Below are 23441 nucleotides of genomic sequence, written 5' to 3' on the forward strand. Positions count from 1 at the left end.
CCCTCACAGCTCCTCCTCACCCTCTTCCTCAAATGGCCGCTCTTCCAGTTCACTGGAGACCGACTCGACGCTGCGCGTCAAGATATTGACCCGACGCTCGGCTTCGCTTAACCGCGCTGAGCACAGCTTGGTCAACCGAACCCCTTCCTCGAAGACCGAAAGGGCTTCCTCAAGGGGGAGATCTCCACGCTCGAGACGGGAGACAATCGCCTCAAGTTGCTTGAGCGCCTCTTCGAATGGAACCTCTTCTTTATCCATCCCTATCCTTCTTGAGGCTGGATCTCACGGACGTCGCATTGCAACTGCCCATGATGGAGGCGCACCTCGACGAGGTCGCCCGCAATAACCGTCGAACTGTCTTTCACAATCTCCCGATCAGGCAGTCGAAGACAGATACTGTAGCCCCGACTCAGGATGGCCAACGGGCTCAACGAGTCCAGCTTGCCGGCAGTAGCCTTCAGCTCACTGTGAAGCGCCGTCAATCGTCGATCGGTCCAGCCGGTCAGACCCTTCAACAGCTCTGTCAGGCGACGCCGCTGTATTCGAACCCGCTCGACCGGATTCAGCAGTCGTATGTGACGTTCCAGCCCGGTCATCCGCACCCTCAGACCGTGCAGTCTCGACCGCATGGCGCCGGTCATCCGCGCGTGAAGGTCGTCAAGCCGCTGCGCCAGTTCGTCCTGCTTGGCGATAACCAGCTCAGCGGCGGCAGACGGCGTGGGAGCCCGAAGGTCCGCCACGAAATCAGCGATGGTGTAATCGACCTCATGGCCGACGGCGGAGATGACCGGAATCCCGCAAGCCGCAATCGCTCTGGCCACCGTCTCCTCATTGAAGGCCTGCAGGTCCTCGATCGAGCCGCCCCCCCTGGCCACAATTACGACGTCCAATCCCCCTCGCCGACTCAACTCACCGAGCGCCTCGACGATCTGAGGGGCCGCCTGATCACCTTGCACCGCCACAGGATAGATCAGGACATCGACGCCGGCGAACCGCCGCCGGAGGACCTGGAGGATATCGTGAATGGCCGCCCCTGTCGGCGACGTAATCACCCCGATCCGCCTCGGCAACATAGGAATCGGCCGCTTCCGAGCGTCGTCGAACAGCCCCTCCGCCCGCAGCTTCTCCTTAAGCTGTTCAAACGCCAATTGCAGGGCCCCAAGCCCCTTCGGTTCCATGTACTCCGAAACGATCTGATATTCGCCGCGACGCTCATAGACACCGATCTCCCCATAGACCAGAACCGCCAGTCCGTCTTTTGGCTGGAACTTGAGTTGCCGATTCTGCATCCGGAACATCACCGCCCGGATCTGACTCTCCTCGTCTTTGAGGCTGAAGTACATGTGACCTGACGAGTGCTGATGAAAATTGGAAAGCTCACCCTCCACCCAGATTCCGGAGAACGAGTCTTCAAGGAGGGCGCGAATCTCGGCAGTCAAGTCGCTGACAGTGTAGATCTTCGGCGGCTGAAGGGTGGCCATGCGGCTCTCTTAACATACGCCCACCCCGTTGTCAAACGCATTCCCCGGTCCTAAAGAGATATTGCCTTCTCAAAAATAAAGCTCCCCGCTCACAAGTGGCAGTGCGCGAAGCGCGCACTGGTCGAGACGCGCGGAATTGCCAGGCTGCAGCATGCTGTCGAGCCGCCGACGGAGTGCGACGGCGTGTGACACGGCCATGGGAAGTCGCATGGTGGCCGCGCTAGACATTTCCATCGCCGTTCTTGAGGGGGCCATACCACTATTTCACTAGAATTTGACGTGTTATAATTATATTTTAAAGGATAATGAGGGAGGCATTGAACTCAACATGAAATTCCCATTCGCCCTTGACCGCTTGGCCGCGCATGACATCCGCATGATCTTCCGCGTCGTGGCAGAGTTCGTCGACGGATTCGAGGTGCTCGCCAAGATTCCGCCGGCGGTCTCTGTCTTCGGATCGACGCATATCGGACGAGATGATCCCGCCTATGCCATGGCCGAGCAGATAGGCCGCTTGTTGGCCCAGCACGGGTATGCCGTCATTACCGGCGGGGGCCCTGGAGCCATGGAAGCGGCAAACAAAGGCGCCTACGAGGCTGGTGGTGTGTCGGTCGGTCTCAACATCGAGCTTCCCCAGCAGCAGGAACCCAACCGATATCTGACCAACCTTGTGAATTTCCAGCACTTCTTCGTCAGAAAGGTCATGTTCGTGAAGCACTCCATTGCGTTCGTCATCCTGCCAGGCGGTTATGGCACGCTGGATGAGCTGTTTGAATCGATCACGCTGATCCAGACCAAAAAGATCAAGCCGTTCCCGGTCATCCTCACAGATGATGACTACTGGCGCGGCTTGCAGGAGTGGCTCCGCGATCCCGTCACGAGCGAGGGGAAGATCTCCCCGGACGACCTCGCACTACTCAAAATGGCTCATCATCCTGAAGAGGTCATCCAGATCATCAAGAACTCCTCGACTTCCAATTCTCTGACCCCTTGACATCTCCTTTTCCGTACGATCAGCCCATTGGTCACCAACCGGCAGATAACTAGAATCTTGGGGCAGGTCCGACAAGCTATCAGCGCCTGGGAGCCCGGCGTCGTGGGCAAGATCGCCGAGGAGTCCCGCGATCCGTTTCGAGTCCTGATCTCCTGCATCCTGAGCCAGCAAACCAAGGATCACGTCACGGGTGAAGCCTCGGATCGGCTGTATCGGCTTGCCGATAGGCCGGACACGATGCTCATGCTGAGCGAGCGGCAGATCGAGAAGGCCATCTACCCGGTCAGTTTCTATCGGATCAAAACCAGAGCCATCCGTGAGGTCTGCCACACCCTTCTGACCCAGTTCGCCGGGCGCGTCCCCGATACTCTCGAGGCGCTTCTCAGCCTCAATGGGGTCGGTCGAAAGACCGCTAACCTTGTCGTAACGGTGGGCTATAGAAAGCCGGGGATCTGCGTCGATACGCATGTCCATCGGATCTCGAACCGCTGGGGTTACGTCAAGACTAAGACCCCCGAACAGACCGAAATGGCCCTTCGGCGGACACTGCCGAAGCGGCACTGGATCTATTACAACGACCTGCTGGTCCCATTCGGGCAGCACCTGTGCCGGCCGATCTCCCCTTTCTGCAGCCGCTGCCCGATCGAGCGCTGGTGCGCCAAGGTCGGCGTGACCATCCATCGGTAAAACCTACGTTCATCGTCACGGTCTGAACAAGGGGGGATCGCGTCGAATGTGATCACCTATCTGGCGAGGGGCGATGTGGCACTGGCTGTAAAATATCTTTCGCCCGCTGCGGTGCTCCCTGACGCCCTCTTCAGTATCTGGCACAACCTTTCAGGTGCAGCGCTGGTAAGTGTCTGGTCCCGAACCGGCCGTACCTAGAGACCTTGCTAATCGTCCGTCGACAGATCCCAATACTCCTTGGACGGTCCATGCGGGCCAGCCGTCGGCGCAGGCCGCTCGGTTTCGCCCAGAACCTTCTCAATAGCGGCCAGAAGCTGATCGTTATCGGCAGGCTTGAGGAAGAAGGCCCTGGCGCCGGCATCCAGAGCCCGTTTCCTGTTCGTCGATGGATCTCTGCCGGTCACAACAATAAAGGGTACGGAGGTCTCGGTTATCGATACCAATCGCTCCATCACGATGAAGCCGTCTCCTCCGGGCAGTCCAATATCAAGGATGATCAGATCAGGTTTTTCCTTTCGCGCCATGCCGGTTGCAGAGATGGCATCGTGGGCGAGGACAACATTGTAGCCGCTGGCTTTCAACCGTATGCCCAGCCCGCGTCGCATATCTTCATCATCATCAACAACCAGAATCTTTTTTCCAATCATGCCGTTGCTCCTTTGTGTGGATGGTCAGTGACAGCAAGGGGTGCAAGCTGGTTCGCTGATGAGAAGATCGGCAGCGTAAAGAAAAATGTGCTGCCGCGCCCGAGTTGACTTTCCACCCAGATTCGCCCGCCGTGGCGAGAAACCAATTCCCTGCAGATAGACAGTCCAAGTCCAAGACCCTTTCGGCTGGCTTCGATAGAGCTTGTTCCCTGGTACAACCGCTCAAAAATCTTCTCGCATTCCTCGGGGCTTATTCCGCATCCGGTATCGGCCACCGCAATGCGGATAGCGTGACGCTCTTCATCAAACAGATGGGCACGGATGGTGATGGTCCCATTATCAGGTGTGAATCTGATCCCGTTCTCGATCAGGTTCCGAAGAATCTGTCCGACGCGTTGAGGATCGGCATACACAGACGGGAGGTGAGCGGCCACGTCAGCAGAGAGGGCGATGCCTTTCGCGCCGGCAAGCGTACGCAGGGAGCTGACGGTTTCGCCGATCAGTTCGGCTATCGAGGTAGGCTGCGCCTCAATCGAGAGCTTACCCGTCTGAACCCGGGTGACCTCCAGGAGATCCTCAATCATCGTCCGAAGTTGGTTGGCGTTCCTCAGTACGATCTCCAGGTACTCCCGTTGCTCACTGCTGAGGTCACCGGCCAATTCGTCCAAGAGAATCGTCACAAATTGATAGATGGCGGTCAAGGGCGAGCGAAGCTCATGCGAGACGTGGGAAAGAAACTGATCTCTTAATTCCAGTTGTTGTCGTCGGGTCTGTTCCAGCTCCGCGAGCGCCACCTTACGCTGGGTCACCTCATGTCGCAACTGTTCATTAGATTGTGAAAGCTCGACTGTCCGCTCCTTCACCAACCTTTCAAGCTCTTCATGAGTGTGTTTCTCCGTTTCCTCTACTCGCTTGCGCTGAAAGCAGAAGCCTGCCGTCATCCAGATAAACAGGACGCCGAGCGCGCGGTTAAACAAGGCATGAAGTGGCGTGATATCGGAGGAACCGGGTGGAGCAAGAAAGGCGGCCAGCAGGAGGAGGGCCGTTGCGGCCACTGCACTATAGAGGGTGTGCCTTCGAGATGGCGTCCATAAAGAAATCAGCACAAGCCCCGCATACGGAAGCCAGACCGCCAGCCCCAGTGGCAGTACGAGATCCGCCACGAATATCTCAGCGGCAAGAATGATGGTGATGGTGAGAGCCCAACTCCGCCCGGTGCTTCGGAGTGCCTCCGTCATGTCTCAGCTCCCTGTTACCTCGTTACCTGTTCGGTCATATTGGCGAACCGTTGTGTCTCTTTACGCAATATACTTTATTATACAGGATCGTTAAATAGAATCGACCAGATAATAGTAACATATAGAGTCCTGTAATATCGGAGAAGAGAATATCAGAACTTGAGATGTGATGATTGATATCGTCTTCGGAGGGCGCTTGACCAACCGATCTTCTGGACTCAGTAGAGTTCGCGGAAGGGTGCGACGTAACCGGTCATTTCGAGATATCCCACGCCGGAAATCGGCCGGTCACCCGCAGTCCCAGAAATGGCGACTGACCCTTCCCAGTAGGTGACCAGGGTGCTGCCGCGCGTATCCAGCTCCTGATCGGGAAACGCTGCCCGCACCGACAGGTCGAGGTGTCGGTCGGGGACTTGGACCCGCCATCGGATCGGGTACCGACCGCTACTCTTCGGACTCTGCCAGACTTCTTGCGGCGTCAGCATAAAGGCGCTGCGCGGCAGATGCTCGACTCGCCCGTCCGAATGGATCAGGCTGCCGCTGGAGTGGAGATCAGGACGGCCATCCGTCAACCGAAGTTGATAGAGCATCAGCTCGGCGCCATTCTCAAGCTGGATCGCGAACCAGTCCCAGCCTACCTGCGATTCCGTAAGTTGGTTACTCCCAAACTCGTGATCCATCCAGGTTGATCCGGTCACGGTCTGCCGCTTTCCGGCGAAGGTCAAGATCCCCTTGGTGGTCATCCTGGTAAGCGAGTAATAGTGAGAGGCACGGCCTAGCCCGGCCGCCTTTTGGCTCACGCCATTACTGCCATGGATGGCGGGCGGTTTGCTCAGGCTCAGGGTGAGGTCGATCGCATACCCCTCAACATGAGCGATTAAATGCTGGGCCTTCCCGTCTCCACTGGCTTCCCATGGGCCGTTCCAGACCTTGAACTCTTTGGTCAAGGCGCCGGCCGAGTCCAGGGCGCCGCGACTGCGGCGCTCCCAGTATTGGAAGCGTCGATGTGTGAGGTCAGAGAGGGCGAAGTGAGCCAGATGCAAGTCTCGAACCGCCCAGAGTGATCGGCTTGTGCCTCTCAGAGACGGATCGACGCCAACCCGAAAGAAGGTCAGTTGGTAGCCGAACCGCTGCCCGTCCTCGGTCTGCAGATGACCCGAATAGTACCACCACTCGGTCTTGAAGTCGGGATGCGAGGCATGATCCCGCGGAAAAGCAAATCGATAGCCGGGAAGCGCCTGCCGGAAGGCCGCTTCTGCCGACGCCATAAACCCGCTAAGCAGGCAAAAGAGCGCCACTGCTTCGACCAGGCTCAGCACAGGCATTGCGATTCCGAACCCCTTATCCCTCATACGCCACTGCCGCCGCGATGTTCAGATGGGCCGCCTGCCTTGCAGGCAGATAGCCGGCCAGTAATGCCGTACCGAGCGCAATGATCGACGACTTGAGGACAACCCACCAGGAGAACTGAAACTGGATGGTCCAGCCGAATGACTGCTTGTTGATGACATAGATCAGAATGAGCGACAGCGCGATGCCGGCAAGCAGGCCAAGCAGATCAGCCAACAGGCCGAGGAGTCCCGCTTCCCCCAGGACGATCCGCAGAAGCTGCGCTCTCGTCGCCCCGACCGACCGCAGTACGCCGATCTCCCGCCGGCGACTCAGGACCGAGGCCCACAAGACGTTAAAGATCCCGAGCACGCCCACCAGGATCGCGATCAGTTCCAGGGCGCGCGCCACCGCAAAGGTGTTGTCAAAGACCACCAGAACCCTGGCCCTCAGCGCTTGATTCGAGTTGAGCGCGATCGCGCTGCCCTCCCCCGCAATCGTCAGAAGCTGTCGCCGCACAGCGGCGAGGTCAGCGCCAGGCTGAAGATAGATCGCCAGGATGTCGGCTCCAGGCTCACCCAAGAGCTTCGCCCAGAGCGTCCGATCCATCACGACCTTGCCGCCGTCGGTCGAGTAGTCATAGAAGACCCCGGCAATCGGGAGTTCGACCCGACCTGAGGGAAGGAAGAGAGGCAACCGATCCCCCTCGGTAAGCCCTCTGGACAGCGCGAGACTCTCGGAAATGATGACCCCGCCCTCAGCCTTTGCGTGCTTAAGAACAATGGCCGACTCCCCTTTCCTGAACAGGAGCCTGCCGTAACCCGCAACCACCTCGAAGTCCCCCGCCGCGAGCAGCCCCTGCTGTCCGAGCAGTTCGACACGCTGGCCGATGAACGGGTCGAGGGCAGCGATACCGGGGATCCGAGCGGCGCCTTCGATGAAGAAGCCCGGAAGCCTTGCCTGACTTCCCTTCACGAAGCGGGCAGCCGGCGACACGATGAGGTCGGCCCTGATCGTCTGCTCCACCCACAGCTCCACCGTTCGCCGGAAGCTGCCGATCATGAGAGTCAGCCCAACCAGCATCGCAATGGCGGTCATCATGGCGGCGACCGCGACCGCACTTCGGCCGACCTGTGAAGAGAGGTTGCCGGCCGCAAGCGTAAGCAGTGGAGCCCGCTTTCCCCCGCAGAGGGCATGAATGCCCGACCCGATGCAGCGCAAGAGCTGGGGGGTGAAACAGGCGACGCCAAAGATGAGGCAGGCCAGAGAAAGATAGCCGAAGAGGGGAGCGCCACCAATCGGACCCGGGCGAGTCAACAAGAAAGAGACGGTGAGCAGCAGGAGGCCGCACAGGAGAATGAGCGGGGAGCGGCGCACCCAGGTCCTTTCAGAGGACCCGATCTGCATCGCGTCCTTTGGCGCGATCCGGCTCGCCGCATAGGCCGGCGCGAGGGAGGCCAGTAAGGCGCCGGCGCTTCCCAACCCGAGCGCCGTGAGCAGCAGGACCGGACTAACCTCGATCTCTTCTACCCGGAGGAAGGCATAGAGGGACGAGACCGTCTGTGAGACCGTCTGCAGGAGGGCCCGGCCAAGCAGCAGCCCGCCGCCGACTCCAAGCAGCGAGCCCATGAGCCCCAGCGCCATCCCTTCCGCGGTAAAGAGCGCGGCCACTGCACCGCGCGTGAGCCCGAGTGAACGAAGGATTCCGATCTGACGCCGCCGCTCCAGAACGGAAAGGGAAACGGCATTGTAGACCAGGAAGAGGCTGACCAGCAGCGCGATCGCGCTCAAGGCGGTCAAGTTGAGACGAAACGCCCTGAGCATCTTCTCCACCTGGTGGCCTCGCCGATCCGGTCGCTGGACAGTCAGATGTGGAGGGAGGACGTCTGCCAGGCGCGCCCTAATCTCATCCAGCGGCACCCGCTCATCCGTCACCAGATCGATCCGATCGAGTCGCCCGATCTTACCGAACGCTACCTGAGCCGCGGCAATGTCTAAGATCGCTATATTGCCATCGAAGGCCCGCGCCGGCCCTTGCGAGGTAAGCAGTCCCTTGATGCTGAACCGCTGTCGTCTCGGCCCGACCAGAAGGGTGAGGGTTCCACCTTTCTGCAGTCCGTGCGCCTCTGCGAACGCAGCAGTCACAAAGATTGCGTTGGGGCTGAGCAACTCCTCCATCCCGGGCGGACGGTCGCCGTCAGCCAGTCGATACTCTCGAAACGGATCTTCGGCGAACAGATCGACGCCCATCAGCAGAAGGGCTTCGCCATGCTGATCCGCGACGGAAGCGACGGCTTGCATGATTGGCGCGGCAGCCGATACCCCGTCCACCCGCTGCACCGTCGGCAGAAGCCGTTCGTCGATGCCCAGTTCGCCACCGGAGATCTCCAGCGTGGCTCGACCTGCCACCAGATCGATGGCCCGCGTAAACGAGCGCAAGACGCTCTCGTTGGTCACCTGGATTGCGGTGAAGGTGGCGACACCGATGGCGACGCCCGTTATGGTTACCAGCATTCTGACCGGGCTCGTCCACAGATGGCGAAGGATGGTAAGCCGTATGATCGACCAGGTATGCACGTCAGGACCCATCGAGCCCCTCTATCCTCCCATCGCGGAGGTGGATAATCCGACCGGCCCTTTTCACCGCCTCATGGCTGTGGGTTGCCAGAACAATCGTCTGGCCGTGATTCCGATGCAACTCCTCGAGCAGATCCAGGACCGCGCCACCCGCTACCGAATCCAGGTTTCCGGTCGGCTCGTCGGCCAGGACAACCCGCGGCCCAGCCACGATCGCTCGGGCTATCGCCACCCGCTGCTGTTCCCCGCCGGACAGCTCATGGGGCCAGTGCTCCGCGCGGTGTGTCAACCCTACCCGTTGCAGTCCCTGCTCAACGCGTCCCTCGATCTCACCGCGCGGCAAGCTATCTAACAGGAGAGGTAGGGCGACGTTCTCCCTGGCGGTGAGTGTCGGAAGCAGGTTGAAGAACTGGTAGACGATCCCAACCTTGGTCCGGCGAAGCCGCGTAAGGCCATCGTCGGACAGACGATCCAGACGCTCCCCCTCAAGCCACACCTCCCCCAAGGTCGGCCGGTCGATCCCGGCCATCAGGTTGAGCAGGGTACTCTTGCCGCAACCGCTCGGTCCGACCAATGCGACAAACTCCCCAGGCCCAATGGTCAGCGTGACACCATCCAGGGCCCGCACCTCAACCTTGCCCAGCGAATAGACCTTTGCAATCTGCCACAGTCTGATCATCTACGCCCCCTCATCTAACTCTAACTCATTATCACGTGTACCTTCCGCCGAGTCAACGTGCCCGCTCCTGGAGGCGCTCGTACAAAAAGCCAGAAATTCGATTGACAAGCCAATAGACGAGGGGTATAGATACTTCTATTAATCCGAAACAGTGTGTAATGACGTTGACCGTTATCCGTTTCCATCTATCCTGCCTGCCGGCAGGAGGCCGTTTGTTGCGTGTATAGTGTGAATGAAGTAAGGTTGCGGCGGTACTGCGAGTCGCTTTATCTAAAGAACATTCTATGAGGAGGCGAAAGCAAATGGAGACATCATGGAGATTCAGGACTATCTCAAGCATCGGGCTGCTTTTTTCCGTCGTGCTTCTGCTCTCAGGCTGCCCGAAGCGTGCGGAACTCGCCGGTACGGAAGCAACGCCGACCCCGCCCGCTGCGCCATCTGCACGTGCAACTCAATCGGAGGAGGTGGTTAAACCATCGACGCCGATTCAAGAGCCGCCAGCAGCAGGAGCGCCATCCGCGCAACAGCCGGCAATGGCAGGCAAGGAGTCGCCGCTCAAGGACATCTTCTTCGACTTTGACAAATCGACTATCCGCAACGATGCAAAGTCAAATCTCAAGGAGGATCTTCAGTGGCTGAACGCTAATCCGGCAGCGCAGATTACGGTTGAAGGTCACTGCGACGAACGCGGGACGGCGGAATACAATCTAGGCCTGGGCGAACGACGGGCCAAGGCTACCAGAGACTACCTGGTGGCGGCCGGCATCAATGCCAAGCGCATCAAGACCGTGAGCTTCGGAAAGGAACGCCCGTTCGTCATGGGTCATGACGAGTCGGCCTGGAAGTGGAATCGCCGAGCACACTTCGTGGTGAGCGAGCGGTAGCGCCACGACGCTATGAGCGGAAGAAGACGAGGGTAACCAGGAGAAACAGGGGAAGGAGAATGCCGATGGAATACTTCATATACCCAAAGAACGACGGCATCTTGATCCCGGCATCTTCTGCGATCGCCTTGACCATGAAGTTGGGACCGTTGCCGATATAGGTATTCGCGCCCATGGAGACGGCGCCAACAGAAATCGCGGTCAGAAGCGTTTCTCCATGCATGGGCCCGATTGTGGCCTGCAGAAGTTGACCCAGACGCGCGGCCTCCGTTCCCATCAGGCCGCTGGCCATTGACGCAAAGGTCAGATAAGTCGGCGCATTGTCGAGGACGCTCGAGAGGAGTCCCGACACCCAAAAGAACTGCCATGGTCGCGCAAGGCCGAGTTCGCCTCCGCGTGACTCCAGGATGGCCAGAGCAGGGATCATCGTCGCGAAGATCCCTGCAAAGATTACGGCTACCTCGACAATGGGGGACAAGGTGAAGCCGTTGGCGGCGCGCGTTTCCTGACACGTCATCAGCATCGACAGTCCTGCGAGAATGCCCATCCCCATCACCTGCCCTCCCCGGCGCGCATATTCGGACTGCAGACCGATCTGAACCCCGAATCGCCCGATCACAAAGGCCACCGCGAGCACGCCCAGTAATAGCAGGACATTCACCTTGCCTTCCACGCTGAGCTTCTCCACAACATCGAACTCCGTCCTTGCGGCCTCCCGGTGTATCGTTCGCTCAACCTGAAACCAACGCCGGTCCCATACGTAGAAGATGATGAGCAGCGCCGTGATCATCATGAGCCAGTGAGGCAGCAGCCGGATCGTCCACTCGAACGGTACCCCTCGAAGAAAGCCGAGGAAGAGCGGCGGATCGCCCAGGGGGGTAAGCAGCCCGCCGATATTCGAGACGATGAAAATGAAGAACACCACAATGTGCACCTGATGCCGACGCCGCTCGTTGGCGCGAAGAATCGGACGAATCAGCAGCATCGATGCGCCTGTGGTTCCGATAAGATTTGAGAAGATGGCCCCCATCGCCAGGACGGCGGTGTTGGTGAAAGGGGTTCCGGATAGTGAACCTCGCAGGTAGATTCCGCCGGAGATGATAAACAGGGCTGTGAGCAGGGCCATAAATGCCGCATACTCAATCCCCGTATCGAGAAGGCGAGAACTATCCAGCCTGAAGATGTAGAATAATACGGGAAGCGAGAAGACGGCGCTGGTGATCGCCTTGTTGAGGTTAAATTCCCACCAGCGGGGAACCAGCAGCGGCAGAACCGCAATGGAAAGGAGTAACAGGGCGAATGGGGTCACCCAGATCAGGCCAAGCTGATGACCCAATGGCGTCCAACCCTCCTCCGCGGCCACGGCGAAACCCTGCAGGGCCAAGTGTGCCGGTGCCGTTTACACCGGTTTCGCACGTCAGGTTTCACCATACCAGAGTTGACATGAAAGTCAAAGTGCTTCCGGAATCGCATGGTTCATCCGCCCTTTGTGTCCACTCCTGGTACGGCCCCCGATCTTGCTGTGTTATACTAAATTATGTCGTATCAACAGTCTCAGCAGAGCAAAGGAATCTTCAGGATCGCCCACCTCTCCGATCTCCATCTCACATCACTGGTTGATGTCAAGACCCGCGATCTCCTGAGCAAGCGCGCACTCGGCTATCTGTCCTGGCGACTCCGGCGTCGCCGTGAGCATGCGCCTGAGATCTTAGCTGCTTTGCTTCACGACTTGAGCGGGCTGGCGTTGGACCACATCGTGATTACGGGCGATCTGACCCACATCGGCCTCCCCAGTGAATTTGCACAAGTCCGACAATGGCTGGAAATGCTTGGCTCACCGACCGATGTTACCGTTGTCCCGGGTAATCACGATACATACGTTCGCACTCCGTGGGAGAATACCTTCGCCTTGTGGGCGCCTTACATGGCCTCCGATCCGGGACTGCGAACCGGACAACAGCAGGCGCCAGGCCGTTCATTCTTTCCAAGCGCACGTATACGTGGACATACCGTTCTGATTGGAGCGACCTCCGCACACCCCTCCGCTCCTTTTTTTGCCACGGGAAGTCTGGGAGTTGCACAGATGGACAGACTCGGCGACGTCCTCGATCTCACCCGCCGACAGGGGTTGTTCAGGATCCTCCTCATCCACCATCCTCCTATGACGGGCATGGTCGGGTGGCGGAAACAACTTACCGACTGGGCCGCGTTAAGGGCCCTTCTCGCCCGGTACGGTGTGGAGATGATTGTGCACGGACATACCCATCGTTCTTCCGTGGTGTACCTTCCCGAGGTGCAAGACACTATCCCCGTGATAGGCGCGCCTTCCGCCTCCGCGCGCAGGACACAGCCGAAGCGATGTGCGGGGTATTATGTCCATGAGGTGCGTCCGTCGTCTCATGGATGGGAGATCCGAATATCGGCACGCATCTACTCCCAGATGGACCATTGTTTTCTTGCGGGGAATCAGCAAGTGATAAGGGTACCATGCTCCGTAACGGGCTCACTGTATACGACGGTACACCCACATAGTCACCCCGCCCAGCACCGCCAGGGGGCTTAATACGGTCAGCGCTGGGTTCAGATGCCAGATGGCCCCGAGATAGGCTATGGAATGGCTGCCCAGATGAAAGGTAGCGCCGATCAGCGATCCGTGAAGGATCCGCTGGCCGGCAGTCGCCTTCCGAAGGGGACCGAGTACAAAAGGGATCGCGACGAGTACCATCATCAGGGTCGACAGGGGCATCGTCATCTGCTGCCACAGACGGATCTCCAGACGCGCCACATCCTGATCGGTCTTTTTCAGGAATGCTATATACTGGCTGAGGGTAGAACGCGACAGAATATCAACGGGCAGGATGAGCAGGTCCACCTGCGCCGGTGTCAGTGATCCAGCCCAGGGAAGACTGGCACCTTGCTTCGCCACTGCCCCTTCTCCTTCGATCATTCGTTGCGCCACGTCTATGAGCATCCACCGATGCGAATCCTTTGGGTCGGCTCGTGCAGCCCATGTCACCAGGCGCAACCGATCGTGGTCGTCGAATTCGTAGATCTCGACATCGGAGAGAACGCGACCGGGCAGCACCTGATGTACCCGAATAAATTGCCGCCCATCGCGCGACCAGAATCCCCGCTTAGTATGCAGGCCGTCCGGGTTCGAGATCGCTTGGGTGCGGAGCGTGTAGGCAAGTTGATCCGTGGACGGAGCAACCCACTCCTGAACCCCTATCACCACAGTCATGAGGAGGATGCCGGTTACGGTTACCGACCATCCGATACGCAGCGGCGCAGTACCCAAGGCCTGCATGGCGATGAGTTCGTGGCTAGCTGCTAATTCTCCGAGGCCGATGATGCTCCCCAGTACGGCGGTCGCCGGCGCCAGCTCGATCATCCGGCTCGGTACGGTCAAGAGGACATTCAGGAACGCGTCGCCCAGCGTGTAGGTGCCGCGGCCCACCGAGTCCAGCTCGTTGACGAACGCCATCAGGCTGAAGACCGACAACAGAACGGCCATCACAAGGGCATAGCCCTTGATCACCCGGAACCAGATATGGCGATCTATCGTACTCATGGGTGCGTTGTCCGTCGCCACAACAGGCCCGCAACCAGGATCCCTAAAAGAAGATGGACCCACCAGATACCAGGAACGGTGCCCACCACCCCCTTCTCAACCCATGTCCTCGCCATCATATTCAGATTATAAAACGTGGCATAGCTTACCACCGACACGAACAACTTGGCATACTTACCTTGGCGTGGCTTGGCGCGGCTGAGGGGGAAGCCCAACAATCCCATCAGCAAGGCGGCTATCGGGGTTGAGAGTCGCCATTGAAACTCCGCGATATCTTTGGACAACACTGAGCGAGCTAACTGCCAGGTAGGGGCAGCTTTTCGCCGGTACTCCTCTAAAAGGACCTTTGCCTTTTCCCACTCTAGAATCAACTCGTCGGATCTGGCCTGTCTGACCACGCCACGATCTCGAGAGAGCTCATAGGTCAGCGCGCTGGAGCAGACCAGAGTCCGACTGGCACCCGCTTCTGTAGGTTCGGGGTAATAGGCCTCTTCTGCCCAGATGAGCCGAACCCGATCCTCCGAACGAGACTGGATAAAGACCTTGTGCATTCGGCCGCTGTTCGGGTCGCGCTGTTGAAAGAACAAGACAGTGCCTGAGGAGTTTTCGTAGAAGTGACCCGGCTGCATATCGTTCAGATCAACGTCCGCGACCGCCTCGCGCTCCAGGCGATAGCGGTTTGCGTTGGCCCATGGTCGTACATAGATAGACAGAAAGGCCACGAGTCCCGCCACGACGAGAGACCCCGCGAACACAATGCGTATGATCCGTGCCGGACTTACACCGGAACCGAAGATGGCGGTCATTTCAGAATCGGTGTAGAGACGTCCCAGCGTCACGACAACCGATAGGTGCAGCGCGACCGGCAACAGGATCTCCAACGCGACAGCGGCCCTGACCAGGACCAGCGGCATGACACTTTGGAAGGGCATGAGGCCGTCGGCTACTCGGTTCAGGTAACGGATGGCGGTAAAATTGGCAAAGAGCAATAACAGCCCGCCGCAAAAAACGATGAGTGGCTTGGCGATCTCTCGGGTCAGATATCGATCGAGTATCAACATAGGAATCTACGAAACGTCACACCTTTCCCTTTCAGGGTGTGATATAGTATCGTACCGCTGCCGGATTGCACAAGTCTGCTCTGTTTGAAGATAGGACCGCTCTCACCGTCTCGAGCATGCAGCCGCGAGTCCGTGAGAGGAGGATGTCAATGAGGTGTATCGCATGAAGCGCAGGCTGGGACGATGTCTGCTCCCGCTCATGGCAGAGATTCCAACATGTCTCACCCGGAGGGACAGTAATCCGAGAATAAATCGGCCCCTCGCTGAAAAGCGTTACATGAACAGGAGGCCTGTGCAACGGTGAGAGATGGTTGCGACATACACCCAGGACGGCCGGTAGCCAAAGGCGAGACAGCCAATCGCTGCAACCTTGTTGTTCACCCCCTTCACGGCGCCGTTAGTAACCCGGATACGGATGCCGGTCAGTACACTGTTGAGGTAAATCCGGGGCATCCGAGCGAGTTGCTGGAAGGGCTCCGGCCGGCTGGAGCTGGCGCGGCAGAGCCACTGGCGAGGAAGGATACAGCAAAGAAAACCCACGAACGCGTTAATGATATTTTGTTGGGCCCGCTGGAAAGGCCGGTGTTGCAGTTGCTTTGCCGGCATATGCCCGCGTGGATCAATCCTGATATACTCACAGCCATGGGCGTCGGCGGCGGCCTTATCATCGCTTTCGGCTATTGGCTCAGTAATTTCGATAAGAATTTCTTATGGCTGGTAGATTTCGGATTTGTCGTCAATTGGTTGGGAGACAGTCTGGACGGCACCCTGGCGCGATATCGAAAAATCGAACGATTCAAGTATGGATATTTTATTGATCATACGGTAGATACTTTTACTCAAACCATGGTTTGCATCGGCTTAGGGTTATCGCCGTTCGTCGATTTTAATTACGCCATGCTGGCACTGGTCAGCTACTTGCAACTTGGGATTTTGACATATGTGCGTACGGCGGTTACGGGTGTTTTTAAGGTGTCTTACGGTAAAATCGGGCCCACAGAAGTTCGTGTCATTGTTGTCGGTGTGAATGCGGTTTTTTATTTCGCCAGCAATCCGATGATTCATTTGTTAGTTATCAATATCTCGCTTTTTGATTTAATCATTCTTAGCATTGCCGTAGCGTTTTTTATTCATTATATCGTCGTTACGCTGCAACAGGCTGCGGCTTTAAGCAAACAAGATGGGTCCAGAAAAAAGTGCGCGTAGTGTGCGCTTGCAGTCTTGTAGGTCTGCAGTCTGCACGAATGTGTCAGTATTTACGCAACGAGCCTCGCGCCACAGATCATCAGTCAAGAATCAAGGAAGAAGTGTCACCTGCCGGGCGTCCGTGGCAAGCGGAAAGCGCTCCAACGGATGCTTCCCTTACTGGTCACTTTGAGGCAAAGCTTCATGCGTGTATTTCAGAAGAACATGCTTTGAATTGCGGAGTTTTAGTAGACAATGAATGAATGTATTACGCAAGCTGTTCTCATTGCTCTAAATGCAGGACCTGTCGGCGCTACATACGATTCTGTATATGGCGGGGAAACGCTTTTAAATCGAGCCTTAATAGCCATGTCCAAAGCAGGCATACGACTGGCTAAAATTATTTGTTCTGACGGTCAGCGGGAACAAATTGAATCAATAATAAATTCGGTTCGAAAACGGATTGCTCTTGAATATGAAGTTTCAGAATTGAGATCCGATGAAATGTTATCGAAAAGAATTTCCTGTATCGTCGGGAAATGGGATGATTCCTTTTTGATATTCGAAACGGATAAAATTGTACATCCGACATTTTTTGAGCAGGCTGCGAAAATCCATTCACAGCAAAAACCTTTGCTGATTGCGTACAAAAATGTTTGGTCGGATAACGGGCAGGTTGCGTTTGCTGAGCCATTTACTGAGAAATTCAAGGTAATCTTTAGCAATCCGAACGCATTTACGAAAATTGCTTTAAGTAAAAACGCTTTTCAGAATGCTACGTTTGATTGTGCCGAATCTCATTCCGTCGAGATTTCACCCGATTTAAAAAATGGCGTCTTCAGTACAGACATTGTCGTATGCCGTCGATCCGATGTACACAATATAGCCTTCAAGAATTTCGCTGAAATGATCCAACGATGGAACGAAAAACATGTGCTTACCATAGGGTTCTTGGAAAGAGCTTGGTGGCTGAAAGTTACCGGAAGGGAAGGTAAAGCGCAGCTCACAGAATTGTTTTGGAGAATTGCTTTTAAGGAAATCAGCGGAGAATTTTCAAAACTCGTGAATTCCAAACTTTCTAAGCCGATGACATTTCTTTTTGTTCGCCTTGGATTCAGTCCGAATGTGATCAGCCTCATCCAGCTTATTCTGCTGCTGGTATCTTCGTCATTTTTATTAGTCAATCGGTATTGGGCGATGCTTGTATTCGCCATCGTATGGCAATTCGCCGCAGGGGTTTTAGACCGGTGCGATGGCGAGACGGCGCGCGTGCGTAATTATGAATCGGAGGCCGGAGGCCGATTCGACATGCTGATTGATGATCTACGATTCGGTTTTCCTTTTGTTTTTTTGACGATTGCGCATTATCGACAATATCCGCAAGAGCTCAATTATGTGTTGATGGCTGCTGCAACGGCTATCTGGTATTGCACCGCGGCAGTCTTTCACAATCGCTTTCTGCGCCGCGCCGGCTACGTCAGCCATCAAGCCATGGGAGTAGATTTTCTGAAAACGCAGGAAAGCGCCTGGTTAAAATTCTACCAACGGATTCAGCCGTTCATCAAAGGCGACATCCGAACGTTTTATATTTTTCTTGTGACTTTTCTCGGTCACAAAAATGTTATCTTCTGGATGCTGATGGCGTATGCCTGGCCATTGGGCGCTCAATATCTTTTTACCATAAAGAAGTTTCGGCTCCTGTCCGAGAGAGTATGGGCACCTCACCTCGAGTCACCGTCCTGATCCCGGTCCATAACCGCGAGCAGCATGTCGCCGCAGCAATCGAGAGCATCCTCGCCCAGAGCTTCACCGACTTCGAACTCCTGCTTATCGACGACGGCTCTACCGACGGCAGCGTAGGAATCATGCGGTCGTATACGGCCGACCCCCGTGTGCGGCTAGCGTGTAATGCGCATAACCTCGGTATACCGAGGACGCGCAACAGGGGCATTGATCTGGCCCGTGGTGAATATATCGCGATGCTGGACAGCGACGACTGGGCCTATCCGACCAGGTTGGAGAAGCAGGTGGCCTTTCTTGACCGCCACAGCGACTTTGCGGTGGTGGGGGCCTGGGCCACGGAGATGGATGAGAACGGCCGATCCTTGAGAAGGGTCAAGATATTGCCCGTCTTACCAGGAGAGTTGCAGTCGCGGCTGCTGTTTACCTCCTGTCATCACCATTCTTCAATTATGGCCAGGACCGCCGTCTTGCAGGAGTATCGATACCGCGAACAGAATGCGGTTTGCGAAGACGTTGACCTCTTTGTTCGCCTTGCCAGAAAATATAAGCTCGGTAACCTACCCACAATCCTGCTGCGTCGCAGGGTACACGCCAGCGGCATTACACGTGAAAAGGCGCAGTTGGTGAAGGAGAAAAACCTGGAAATTATTAGCGCTCAGCTTGCCGAGCTGGGCGTCGAGTTCACCCCTGCTGACCTGGAGCGCCACTTTCTCTTGCTGCGCATGGACAGGTTGGCGTCGACCCCTGACCGAACGTATATCGAGTGGGCCAACGCCTGGTTGCTCAAGCTGCAAGCGGCCAACCAACATGCCTTGCGTTATCCCGAACGTCCGTTGGCACGGATGGTGGGCGAGATATGGTGTGTGGTGTGCTGGCATGCCTTGACCGGCATGGGTTGGAGTGCCTGGAAATACTTCCGGGAGTCACCGTTAAGCAAAGAGGGGTGGTCGAGTGTGAGGATGTATCTTGTTCTACTGGCTTTCAGACACCTACCCCGGGATATCTGAAGTATGGTCAGGCCGGCATGCTGACCCGTTGTGAACAGCGCGAGAGCAGAAGGTCTTTGATGTGAGCATCTCACCTCGAGTCACCGTCCTGATCCCGGTCTATAACCGCGAGAAGTATGTCGCCGCAGCGATTGAGAGCATCCTCGTCCAGAGCTTCACCAACTTCGAACTCCTCCTCATTGACGACGGCTCCACCGACGACAGCGTGGAGGTCCTGCAGTCGTATACGACGGACCCCCGTGTGCGGCTGGTGTGCAATGAGCATAACCTCGGTATACCGAAGACGCGCAACAGGGGCATTGATCTGGCCTGTGGTGAGTATATCGCGATGCTGGACAGCGACGACTGGGCCTATCCGACCAGGTTGGAGAAGCAGGTGGCCTTTCTTGACCGCCACAGCGACTTTGCGGTGGTGGGGGCCTGGGCGACGGAGATGGATGAGACAGGCCGATCCTTGAGCAGGGACAAGAGACGGTTTGTCTCGCCAGGAGAGTTGCAATCACGACTGCTGTTTCGATGTAGTCTTTGCACTTCTTCGATCATGACCAGAAAAGCCATTTTACAAGACTACGGGTACCGCGAACAGTACGCGGTTTGCGAAGACTTTGACCTCTTTGTGCGTGTTGCCAAGCACTATAAGCTCGGCAACTTGCCCGAGACCCTCGTGCGTAAAAGGACACACGCGGGTAACATTGGGCGCGAGAAGGCACAGTTGACGAAGGCCAAGAACCAGGAGATCGCGAGCGCGCAGCTTACTGAGCTTGGGGTCACGTTTACCGCGACCGACTTAGAGCGTCATTTTGTCCTTCCCCACATGACCAGGTTGCAGTTTACGCCGGACCGAGAGTATCTGGAGTGGACCGACGCCTGGTTGCAAAAGCTGCAGAAAGTCAACCACCGCGTCCTGCGCTATCCCGCGCAGGCATTTACCCGGCTGGTGGGCCAGCTATGGGTTACCGCATGCTGGCGCGCTTCGGGAGGCATGGGGTGGGCAGCGTGGAAATACTTCTGGCAATCGCCGCTGAGCAGAGGAGCCTGGGCAAGCGTGAAGCAGAATCTACTCTTTTCTATTTTCAGACGCCCTCTGTGGGAGACCTAGTGTTGCTTGGGGTTGTTCACTAACGTGGCCGAGGATCGCCGGCACCTGGCGCTGTTCATGCTCAGCCTGTCGGGAGGAGGAGCGCAGCGGGAAATGATGACACTGGCTCACGCCTTCGCGGCTCGGGGCCACAAGGTGGATCTTGTGGTAGTACGCTCACAAGATCCACCTCGCCAGGAAATATCGCCTTTAGTGCGCCTGGTGGCCCTTGACCCTTGGTGGACGCACTTGCCACGGGTTACGAAAGGCCCCTGGGCGTTGGCGAGCATACCAGCTTTGGCACGCTATCTGCAGCGCGAGCGGCCGGCGGTCCTGCTATCATGTTGCCACCTCGTCAATGTTGCCGCCCCGTGGGCACGCGCTCTCGCCGGCGTCCGTACAAAGTTGGTCATAAGGGTTGGCCAGCATCTGTCCCGAGGTGCTGTGAACATACAAAGACGGTTTGAGCTCTGGCAGGCGCGCCTCTTTTACCCCAGGGCCGACGCGATCATCACCAATTCGTACGGTGTTGCGAATGACGTCCTCAGCGTCACAGGGTTGCCGCCCGAGCGCATCGCGATGATCTATTGTCCGGTGGTGACGCCCGAGCTGCAAGAGAAGATGCGCGCTCCACTGGACCATCCCTGGTTTGTGCCAGGCGGCCCGCCAGTGTTGCTGGCAGTGGGGAGACTTGTAGCTCAAAAGGATTTCCAGACCCTGCTCAAGGCCTTTGCCCGGGTGCGGGCGGTGCGTCAGGCGCGGCTCGTCATCCTCGGGGAGGGAAAGAGACGGGCAAGGCTGGAAGTGCTGGCGCAGAAGCTGGGCGTGGCCGCCGATGTGGACCTACCGGGGTTTGCGCTCAATCCCTTCCCGTACATGGTACGAGCCTCGGTCTTTGTGCTGTCCTCCGCCTGGGAAGGTTTCGGCATGGTTGTGGCCGAAGCCATGGCCTGTGGCTGCTCGGTAGTGAGTACGGACTGCCCGAGCGGTCCGGCGGAGATTCTGGACGGCGGTACCTACGGCCCGCTGGTGCCAGTGGGGGACGATGCGGCGCTGGCCAACGCCATTCTCTCGGTGCTGGAGACGCCGCCGGATCCGAACCGATTGCGCGCGCGGGCGGCCCTGTTCTCTGTAGATCATGCCGCCGATTGCTGTCTGGAGCTGTTGCTGGGGCTGTGCAAAGGAGAGCAACCGAAGAACATCATCTCGCATGAAAAAAGAAGATAGCAGGCACCTGGCCGTATTCATCTACGGCCTCTCTGGAAGCGGATCGGAGCGGCGCACGCTGACCCTTGCCCACGCCTTTGCTACTCGAGGCCACAAGGTGGATCTTGTGGTGGCCTGTTCGCAAGGTCCTCTTTACCGAGAACTCTCTCCCCTGGTGCGTCTGGTGGCCCTCGACCACCGCTGGAGGTGCTTACCATGGGCCGCAATGAATAAGTCCCGCTGGGCGTTGGCAAGCGTCGCAGCGTTGGCAAGCTATCTACGACACGAACAGCCGGATGTTGTGCTGTCAGCAGCAAACCATGTCAACGATGCGGCCCTGTGGGCGCGGTATCTCGCCCGCGCCCGAACGAGGTTGGCGGTGAGGGTCAGCAACCATCTGTCCCCATCTGCTGTACACACGCAGAGTAAAAAACTCTTCCGGCCACAACTTGCAGGCCGGTTCTATCCCTGGGCCGACGCCATTATCGCCGTATCGGATGGCGTTGCGGATGACGTTGCTCGCGTTACCAGCTTGCCGCGTGAGCGCATCACGACGATCTACAATCCGGTGGTGACACCCGAGTTGCAAGAGAAGGCGCGCGCTGCGCTCGATCACCCTTGGTTCGCCCCTGGTAGCCCGCCTGTCGTGTTGGGGGTGGGAAGGCTTGCAACGCAAAAAGATTTCTCGACCCTGCTTAGGGCCTTTGGTCTGGTGCGGGCCGTGCGGAAGGCACGGCTCATTATCCTGGGGGAGGGGAAAGAGCGCCCAGAATTAGAGGCCTTAACCAGGGGATTGGATATAGCTTCTGATGTGGCTCTACCTGGTTTTACACCAAATCCCTTTCCATACATGGCGCGGGCTTCACTCTTGGTGCTGTCCTCCGCCTGGGAAGGGCTCCCTGGCGTTCTGATTGAAGCCATGGCCTGCGGCTGTCCGGTGGTGAGTACAGACTGTCCAAGCGGTCCGGCGGAGATTCTGGACGGCGGCACCTACGGCCCGCTGGTGCCAGTGGGGGACGATACGGCGCTGGCCAAGGCCATTCTCTCGGTGCTGGAGACGCCGCCCGACTCGGAGAGGCTGCGTACACAGGCTGCCCAGTTTTCTGTTGACCGTGCCACTGACCGATATCTGCAAGTGTTGCTTGAGCTGAGCGGCCTGCCAAAGTGCTAAATCAGACCACAGGAGATTCGTTCTTATGACGGGGACTGCTGAGCCAATCCAGAGGGTCAAAGTGATTTGGCTTGCTGTATGTCCTTAAGTATCCCCTGACGGCGAGAACATTATTGCTTCTTCGGGCACCGTCCGCTCGCGGGCGAAATATGAGCGTGCCTTCGCAAGATCCTTTGGTGTGTCAATTTCCGTCCACCATAGCCCCTCAATTAACTCAGTCTCCATCGACAACGAGCCGGCCATACTACTGATGACGTCGTGATACCACTTGCGTAGGTTCGCAGGGTTCCGTATAGCTGTATCTAATGCGGCCCGAAAGGCCTCCACGCCCTTGCCTCGAAACACCATAAGGCCAACCGACTCGCCATCGATCTTAGGAACTGCCAACACTTTCCCCACCGCTTTAAGTCGGCCACCGCCGTCCAGCACTGTCTTCATATCGTCTTTATCGTACTCTGCCTTTTGATCAATGGCCAGGGTCACAGGACCCTTGTGGGAGGTGAGCACGCGACGCAGGACTTCCACATCAAAGAGGGTATCACCATTCAGCAGCATAAAGTCCTTTGTCATTTCGGGAATCGCCAGCCAGCATGTGACGAGAGTGTTGGTGGTCCTGAAGAAGGGGTTGTAACGGGTGTGGACCTCAAGGTTCTCCATCGGATGGGTGGCGAGGAAACGCTCAACCTTGTTAGCGCCGAAACCTACCATAACGGTCACATGTTGAATACCGCACTGTGCCAACATGCGCAACTGCAACTCGAGCACCGGTCGTCCGGCGTCTATGGGGAGAAGGCACTTGGGCAACTCTGCGGTCATGGGCAGCAGGCGCCGTCCACTGCCGGCGCTAAGAATAATAGCTGTTTCGGTTTGTTGCTGTTTCATGAAGAGTTAGTTTACCTTATG

At 57.3% G+C, this 23441-nt stretch carries 22 protein-coding genes; 10 read left to right on the forward strand and 12 right to left on the reverse strand.

From position 1 onward, the window contains the following. Nucleotides 1-3 precede the first annotated feature (3 nt). Both xseB and xseA read right to left on the reverse strand, forming a co-directional pair. Nucleotides 4-258 (reverse strand): exodeoxyribonuclease VII small subunit, encoded by a 255-nt coding sequence (xseB, locus tag KGL31_10860; protein ID MDE2322393.1) that lies wholly within the window; start codon nt 256-258, stop codon nt 4-6. A 2-nt stretch (nt 259-260) separates the two neighbouring features. After that, nucleotides 261-1481, reverse strand: coding sequence for an exodeoxyribonuclease VII large subunit (xseA, locus tag KGL31_10865; GenBank protein MDE2322394.1), 1221 nt, complete (start codon nt 1479-1481; stop codon nt 261-263). A 328-nt stretch (nt 1482-1809) separates the two neighbouring features. Between xseA and KGL31_10870 the strand changes: the two genes are divergently transcribed. Both KGL31_10870 and KGL31_10875 read left to right on the forward strand, forming a co-directional pair. Next, a complete protein-coding gene (locus KGL31_10870) occupies nt 1810-2475 on the forward strand; it encodes a TIGR00730 family Rossman fold protein (GenBank protein ID MDE2322395.1) in 666 nt (221 codons plus the stop codon). Nucleotides 2476-2502: 27 nt separating this feature from the next. Continuing rightward, a complete protein-coding gene (locus tag KGL31_10875; protein MDE2322396.1) occupies nt 2503-3162 on the forward strand; it encodes an endonuclease III in 660 nt (219 codons plus the stop codon). Nucleotides 3163-3368: 206 nt separating this feature from the next. Here KGL31_10875 and KGL31_10880 read toward each other — a convergent pair whose 3' ends face one another. The 5 genes from KGL31_10880 to KGL31_10900 all read right to left on the reverse strand — a co-directional run bounded on the left by KGL31_10880 (nt 3369) and on the right by KGL31_10900 (nt 9632). Then, on the reverse strand, nt 3369-3809 hold the full coding sequence (locus tag KGL31_10880) for a response regulator transcription factor (protein ID MDE2322397.1): 441 nt from the start codon (nt 3807-3809) through the stop codon (nt 3369-3371). After that, on the reverse strand, nt 3806-5047 hold the full coding sequence (locus KGL31_10885) for a HAMP domain-containing histidine kinase (protein MDE2322398.1): 1242 nt from the start codon (nt 5045-5047) through the stop codon (nt 3806-3808). The genes KGL31_10880 and KGL31_10885 overlap by 4 nt, the downstream gene beginning before the upstream one ends. Nucleotides 5048-5265: 218 nt before the next feature. Further along, nucleotides 5266-6399 carry a carotenoid 1,2-hydratase gene (locus KGL31_10890; protein ID MDE2322399.1) on the reverse strand — a complete coding sequence of 378 codons (1134 nt, stop codon included), beginning with the start codon at nt 6397-6399 and terminating at the stop codon, nt 5266-5268. Further along, nucleotides 6389-8965 carry an FtsX-like permease family protein gene (locus tag KGL31_10895; GenBank protein ID MDE2322400.1) on the reverse strand — a complete coding sequence of 859 codons (2577 nt, stop codon included), beginning with the start codon at nt 8963-8965 and terminating at the stop codon, nt 6389-6391. Before KGL31_10895 ends, KGL31_10890 begins: the two co-directional genes overlap by 11 nt. Further along, on the reverse strand, nt 8955-9632 hold the full coding sequence (locus tag KGL31_10900) for an ABC transporter ATP-binding protein (protein ID MDE2322401.1): 678 nt from the start codon (nt 9630-9632) through the stop codon (nt 8955-8957). The genes KGL31_10895 and KGL31_10900 overlap by 11 nt, the downstream gene beginning before the upstream one ends. A 533-nt stretch (nt 9633-10165) precedes the next feature. Here KGL31_10900 and pal point away from each other — a divergent pair. After that, complete coding sequence (gene pal, locus KGL31_10905; protein MDE2322402.1) at nt 10166-10516, forward strand: peptidoglycan-associated lipoprotein Pal; 351 nt, start codon at nt 10166-10168, stop codon at nt 10514-10516. 10 nt (nt 10517-10526) lie between these two features. Here the strand turns inward: pal and KGL31_10910 are convergent, their stop codons facing one another. Then, nucleotides 10527-11852 carry a sodium:proton antiporter gene (locus KGL31_10910; protein MDE2322403.1) on the reverse strand — a complete coding sequence of 442 codons (1326 nt, stop codon included), beginning with the start codon at nt 11850-11852 and terminating at the stop codon, nt 10527-10529. 201 nt (nt 11853-12053) lie between these two features. Here KGL31_10910 and KGL31_10915 point away from each other — a divergent pair, with 201 nt between their 5' ends. Beyond that, nucleotides 12054-13079, forward strand: coding sequence for a metallophosphoesterase (locus KGL31_10915; GenBank protein ID MDE2322404.1), 1026 nt, complete (start codon nt 12054-12056; stop codon nt 13077-13079). Here KGL31_10915 and lptG read toward each other — a convergent pair. The 3 genes from lptG to KGL31_10930 all read right to left on the reverse strand — a co-directional run bounded on the left by lptG (nt 13020) and on the right by KGL31_10930 (nt 15754). Next, nucleotides 13020-14087, reverse strand: coding sequence for an LPS export ABC transporter permease LptG (lptG, locus tag KGL31_10920; GenBank protein MDE2322405.1), 1068 nt, complete (start codon nt 14085-14087; stop codon nt 13020-13022). The genes KGL31_10915 and lptG overlap by 60 nt on opposite strands. Beyond that, a complete protein-coding gene (gene lptF / locus KGL31_10925; GenBank protein MDE2322406.1) occupies nt 14084-15148 on the reverse strand; it encodes an LPS export ABC transporter permease LptF in 1065 nt (354 codons plus the stop codon). The genes lptG and lptF overlap by 4 nt, the downstream gene beginning before the upstream one ends. Nucleotides 15149-15421: 273 nt before the next feature. Continuing rightward, nucleotides 15422-15754, reverse strand: coding sequence for a transposase (locus KGL31_10930; protein MDE2322407.1), 333 nt, complete (start codon nt 15752-15754; stop codon nt 15422-15424). On the opposite strand from KGL31_10930, the gene KGL31_10935 reads away from it, so the two are divergent. The 6 genes from KGL31_10935 (at nt 15731) to KGL31_10960 (ending at nt 22538) form a co-directional block, all read left to right on the forward strand. Then, complete coding sequence (locus tag KGL31_10935; GenBank protein ID MDE2322408.1) at nt 15731-16354, forward strand: CDP-alcohol phosphatidyltransferase family protein; 624 nt, start codon at nt 15731-15733, stop codon at nt 16352-16354. The two genes, KGL31_10930 and KGL31_10935, sit on opposite strands and share 24 nt — an antisense overlap. A gap of 234 nt (nt 16355-16588) precedes the next feature. Then, on the forward strand, nt 16589-18076 hold the full coding sequence (locus KGL31_10940; GenBank protein MDE2322409.1) for a CDP-alcohol phosphatidyltransferase family protein: 1488 nt from the start codon (nt 16589-16591) through the stop codon (nt 18074-18076). Continuing rightward, nucleotides 18046-19083, forward strand: a complete 1038-nt coding sequence (locus KGL31_10945; GenBank protein ID MDE2322410.1) for a glycosyltransferase family 2 protein — start codon at nt 18046-18048, stop codon at nt 19081-19083. Before KGL31_10940 ends, KGL31_10945 begins: the two co-directional genes overlap by 31 nt. 61 nt (nt 19084-19144) lie before the next feature. Continuing rightward, nucleotides 19145-20182: a glycosyltransferase family 2 protein gene (locus KGL31_10950; GenBank protein MDE2322411.1), complete on the forward strand. Its 1038-nt coding sequence runs from the start codon at nt 19145-19147 to the stop codon at nt 20180-20182. Between the two features lie 57 nt (nt 20183-20239). Further along, a complete protein-coding gene (locus KGL31_10955; protein ID MDE2322412.1) occupies nt 20240-21388 on the forward strand; it encodes a glycosyltransferase in 1149 nt (382 codons plus the stop codon). Next, entirely contained in the window at nt 21372-22538 is a 1167-nt protein-coding gene (locus tag KGL31_10960; GenBank protein MDE2322413.1) for a glycosyltransferase, read from the forward strand. Before KGL31_10955 ends, KGL31_10960 begins: the two co-directional genes overlap by 17 nt. Before the next feature lie 84 nt (nt 22539-22622). On the opposite strand, the gene KGL31_10965 is transcribed toward KGL31_10960, so the two are convergent. Further along, a complete protein-coding gene (locus tag KGL31_10965) occupies nt 22623-23420 on the reverse strand; it encodes a phosphocholine cytidylyltransferase family protein (protein ID MDE2322414.1) in 798 nt (265 codons plus the stop codon). Between the last annotated feature and the right edge of the window lie 21 nt (nt 23421-23441).

It is taken from the genome of Candidatus Methylomirabilota bacterium (assembly GCA_028870115.1).
In the GTDB taxonomy this organism is placed as follows: domain Bacteria; phylum Methylomirabilota; class Methylomirabilia; order Methylomirabilales; family Methylomirabilaceae; genus Methylomirabilis.

Excerpts from the sequence above, each read along its gene's own strand:
- xseB (MDE2322393.1), bottom strand. The coding sequence starts at position 258 with ATGGATAAAGAAGAGGTTCCATTCGAAGAGGCGCTCAAGCAACTTGAG.
- xseA (MDE2322394.1), bottom strand. The coding sequence starts at position 1,481 with ATGGCCACCCTTCAGCCGCCGAAGATCTACACTGTCAGCGACTTGACT.
- KGL31_10870 (MDE2322395.1), top strand. The coding sequence starts at position 1,810 with ATGAAATTCCCATTCGCCCTTGACCGCTTGGCCGCGCATGACATCCGC.
- KGL31_10880 (MDE2322397.1), bottom strand. The coding sequence starts at position 3,809 with ATGATTGGAAAAAAGATTCTGGTTGTTGATGATGATGAAGATATGCGA.
- KGL31_10885 (MDE2322398.1), bottom strand. The coding sequence starts at position 5,047 with ATGACGGAGGCACTCCGAAGCACCGGGCGGAGTTGGGCTCTCACCATC.
- KGL31_10890 (MDE2322399.1), bottom strand. The coding sequence starts at position 6,399 with ATGAGGGATAAGGGGTTCGGAATCGCAATGCCTGTGCTGAGCCTGGTC.
- KGL31_10895 (MDE2322400.1), bottom strand. The coding sequence starts at position 8,965 with ATGGGTCCTGACGTGCATACCTGGTCGATCATACGGCTTACCATCCTT.
- KGL31_10900 (MDE2322401.1), bottom strand. The coding sequence starts at position 9,632 with ATGATCAGACTGTGGCAGATTGCAAAGGTCTATTCGCTGGGCAAGGTT.
- pal (MDE2322402.1), top strand. The coding sequence starts at position 10,166 with ATGGCAGGCAAGGAGTCGCCGCTCAAGGACATCTTCTTCGACTTTGAC.
- KGL31_10915 (MDE2322404.1), top strand. The coding sequence starts at position 12,054 with ATGTCGTATCAACAGTCTCAGCAGAGCAAAGGAATCTTCAGGATCGCC.
- lptG (MDE2322405.1), bottom strand. The coding sequence starts at position 14,087 with ATGAGTACGATAGATCGCCATATCTGGTTCCGGGTGATCAAGGGCTAT.
- lptF (MDE2322406.1), bottom strand. The coding sequence starts at position 15,148 with ATGTTGATACTCGATCGATATCTGACCCGAGAGATCGCCAAGCCACTC.
- KGL31_10930 (MDE2322407.1), bottom strand. The coding sequence starts at position 15,754 with ATGCCGGCAAAGCAACTGCAACACCGGCCTTTCCAGCGGGCCCAACAA.
- KGL31_10940 (MDE2322409.1), top strand. The coding sequence starts at position 16,589 with ATGAATGAATGTATTACGCAAGCTGTTCTCATTGCTCTAAATGCAGGA.
- KGL31_10945 (MDE2322410.1), top strand. The coding sequence starts at position 18,046 with ATGGGCACCTCACCTCGAGTCACCGTCCTGATCCCGGTCCATAACCGC.
- KGL31_10955 (MDE2322412.1), top strand. The coding sequence starts at position 20,240 with ATGCTCAGCCTGTCGGGAGGAGGAGCGCAGCGGGAAATGATGACACTG.
- KGL31_10960 (MDE2322413.1), top strand. The coding sequence starts at position 21,372 with ATGAAAAAAGAAGATAGCAGGCACCTGGCCGTATTCATCTACGGCCTC.
- KGL31_10965 (MDE2322414.1), bottom strand. The coding sequence starts at position 23,420 with ATGAAACAGCAACAAACCGAAACAGCTATTATTCTTAGCGCCGGCAGT.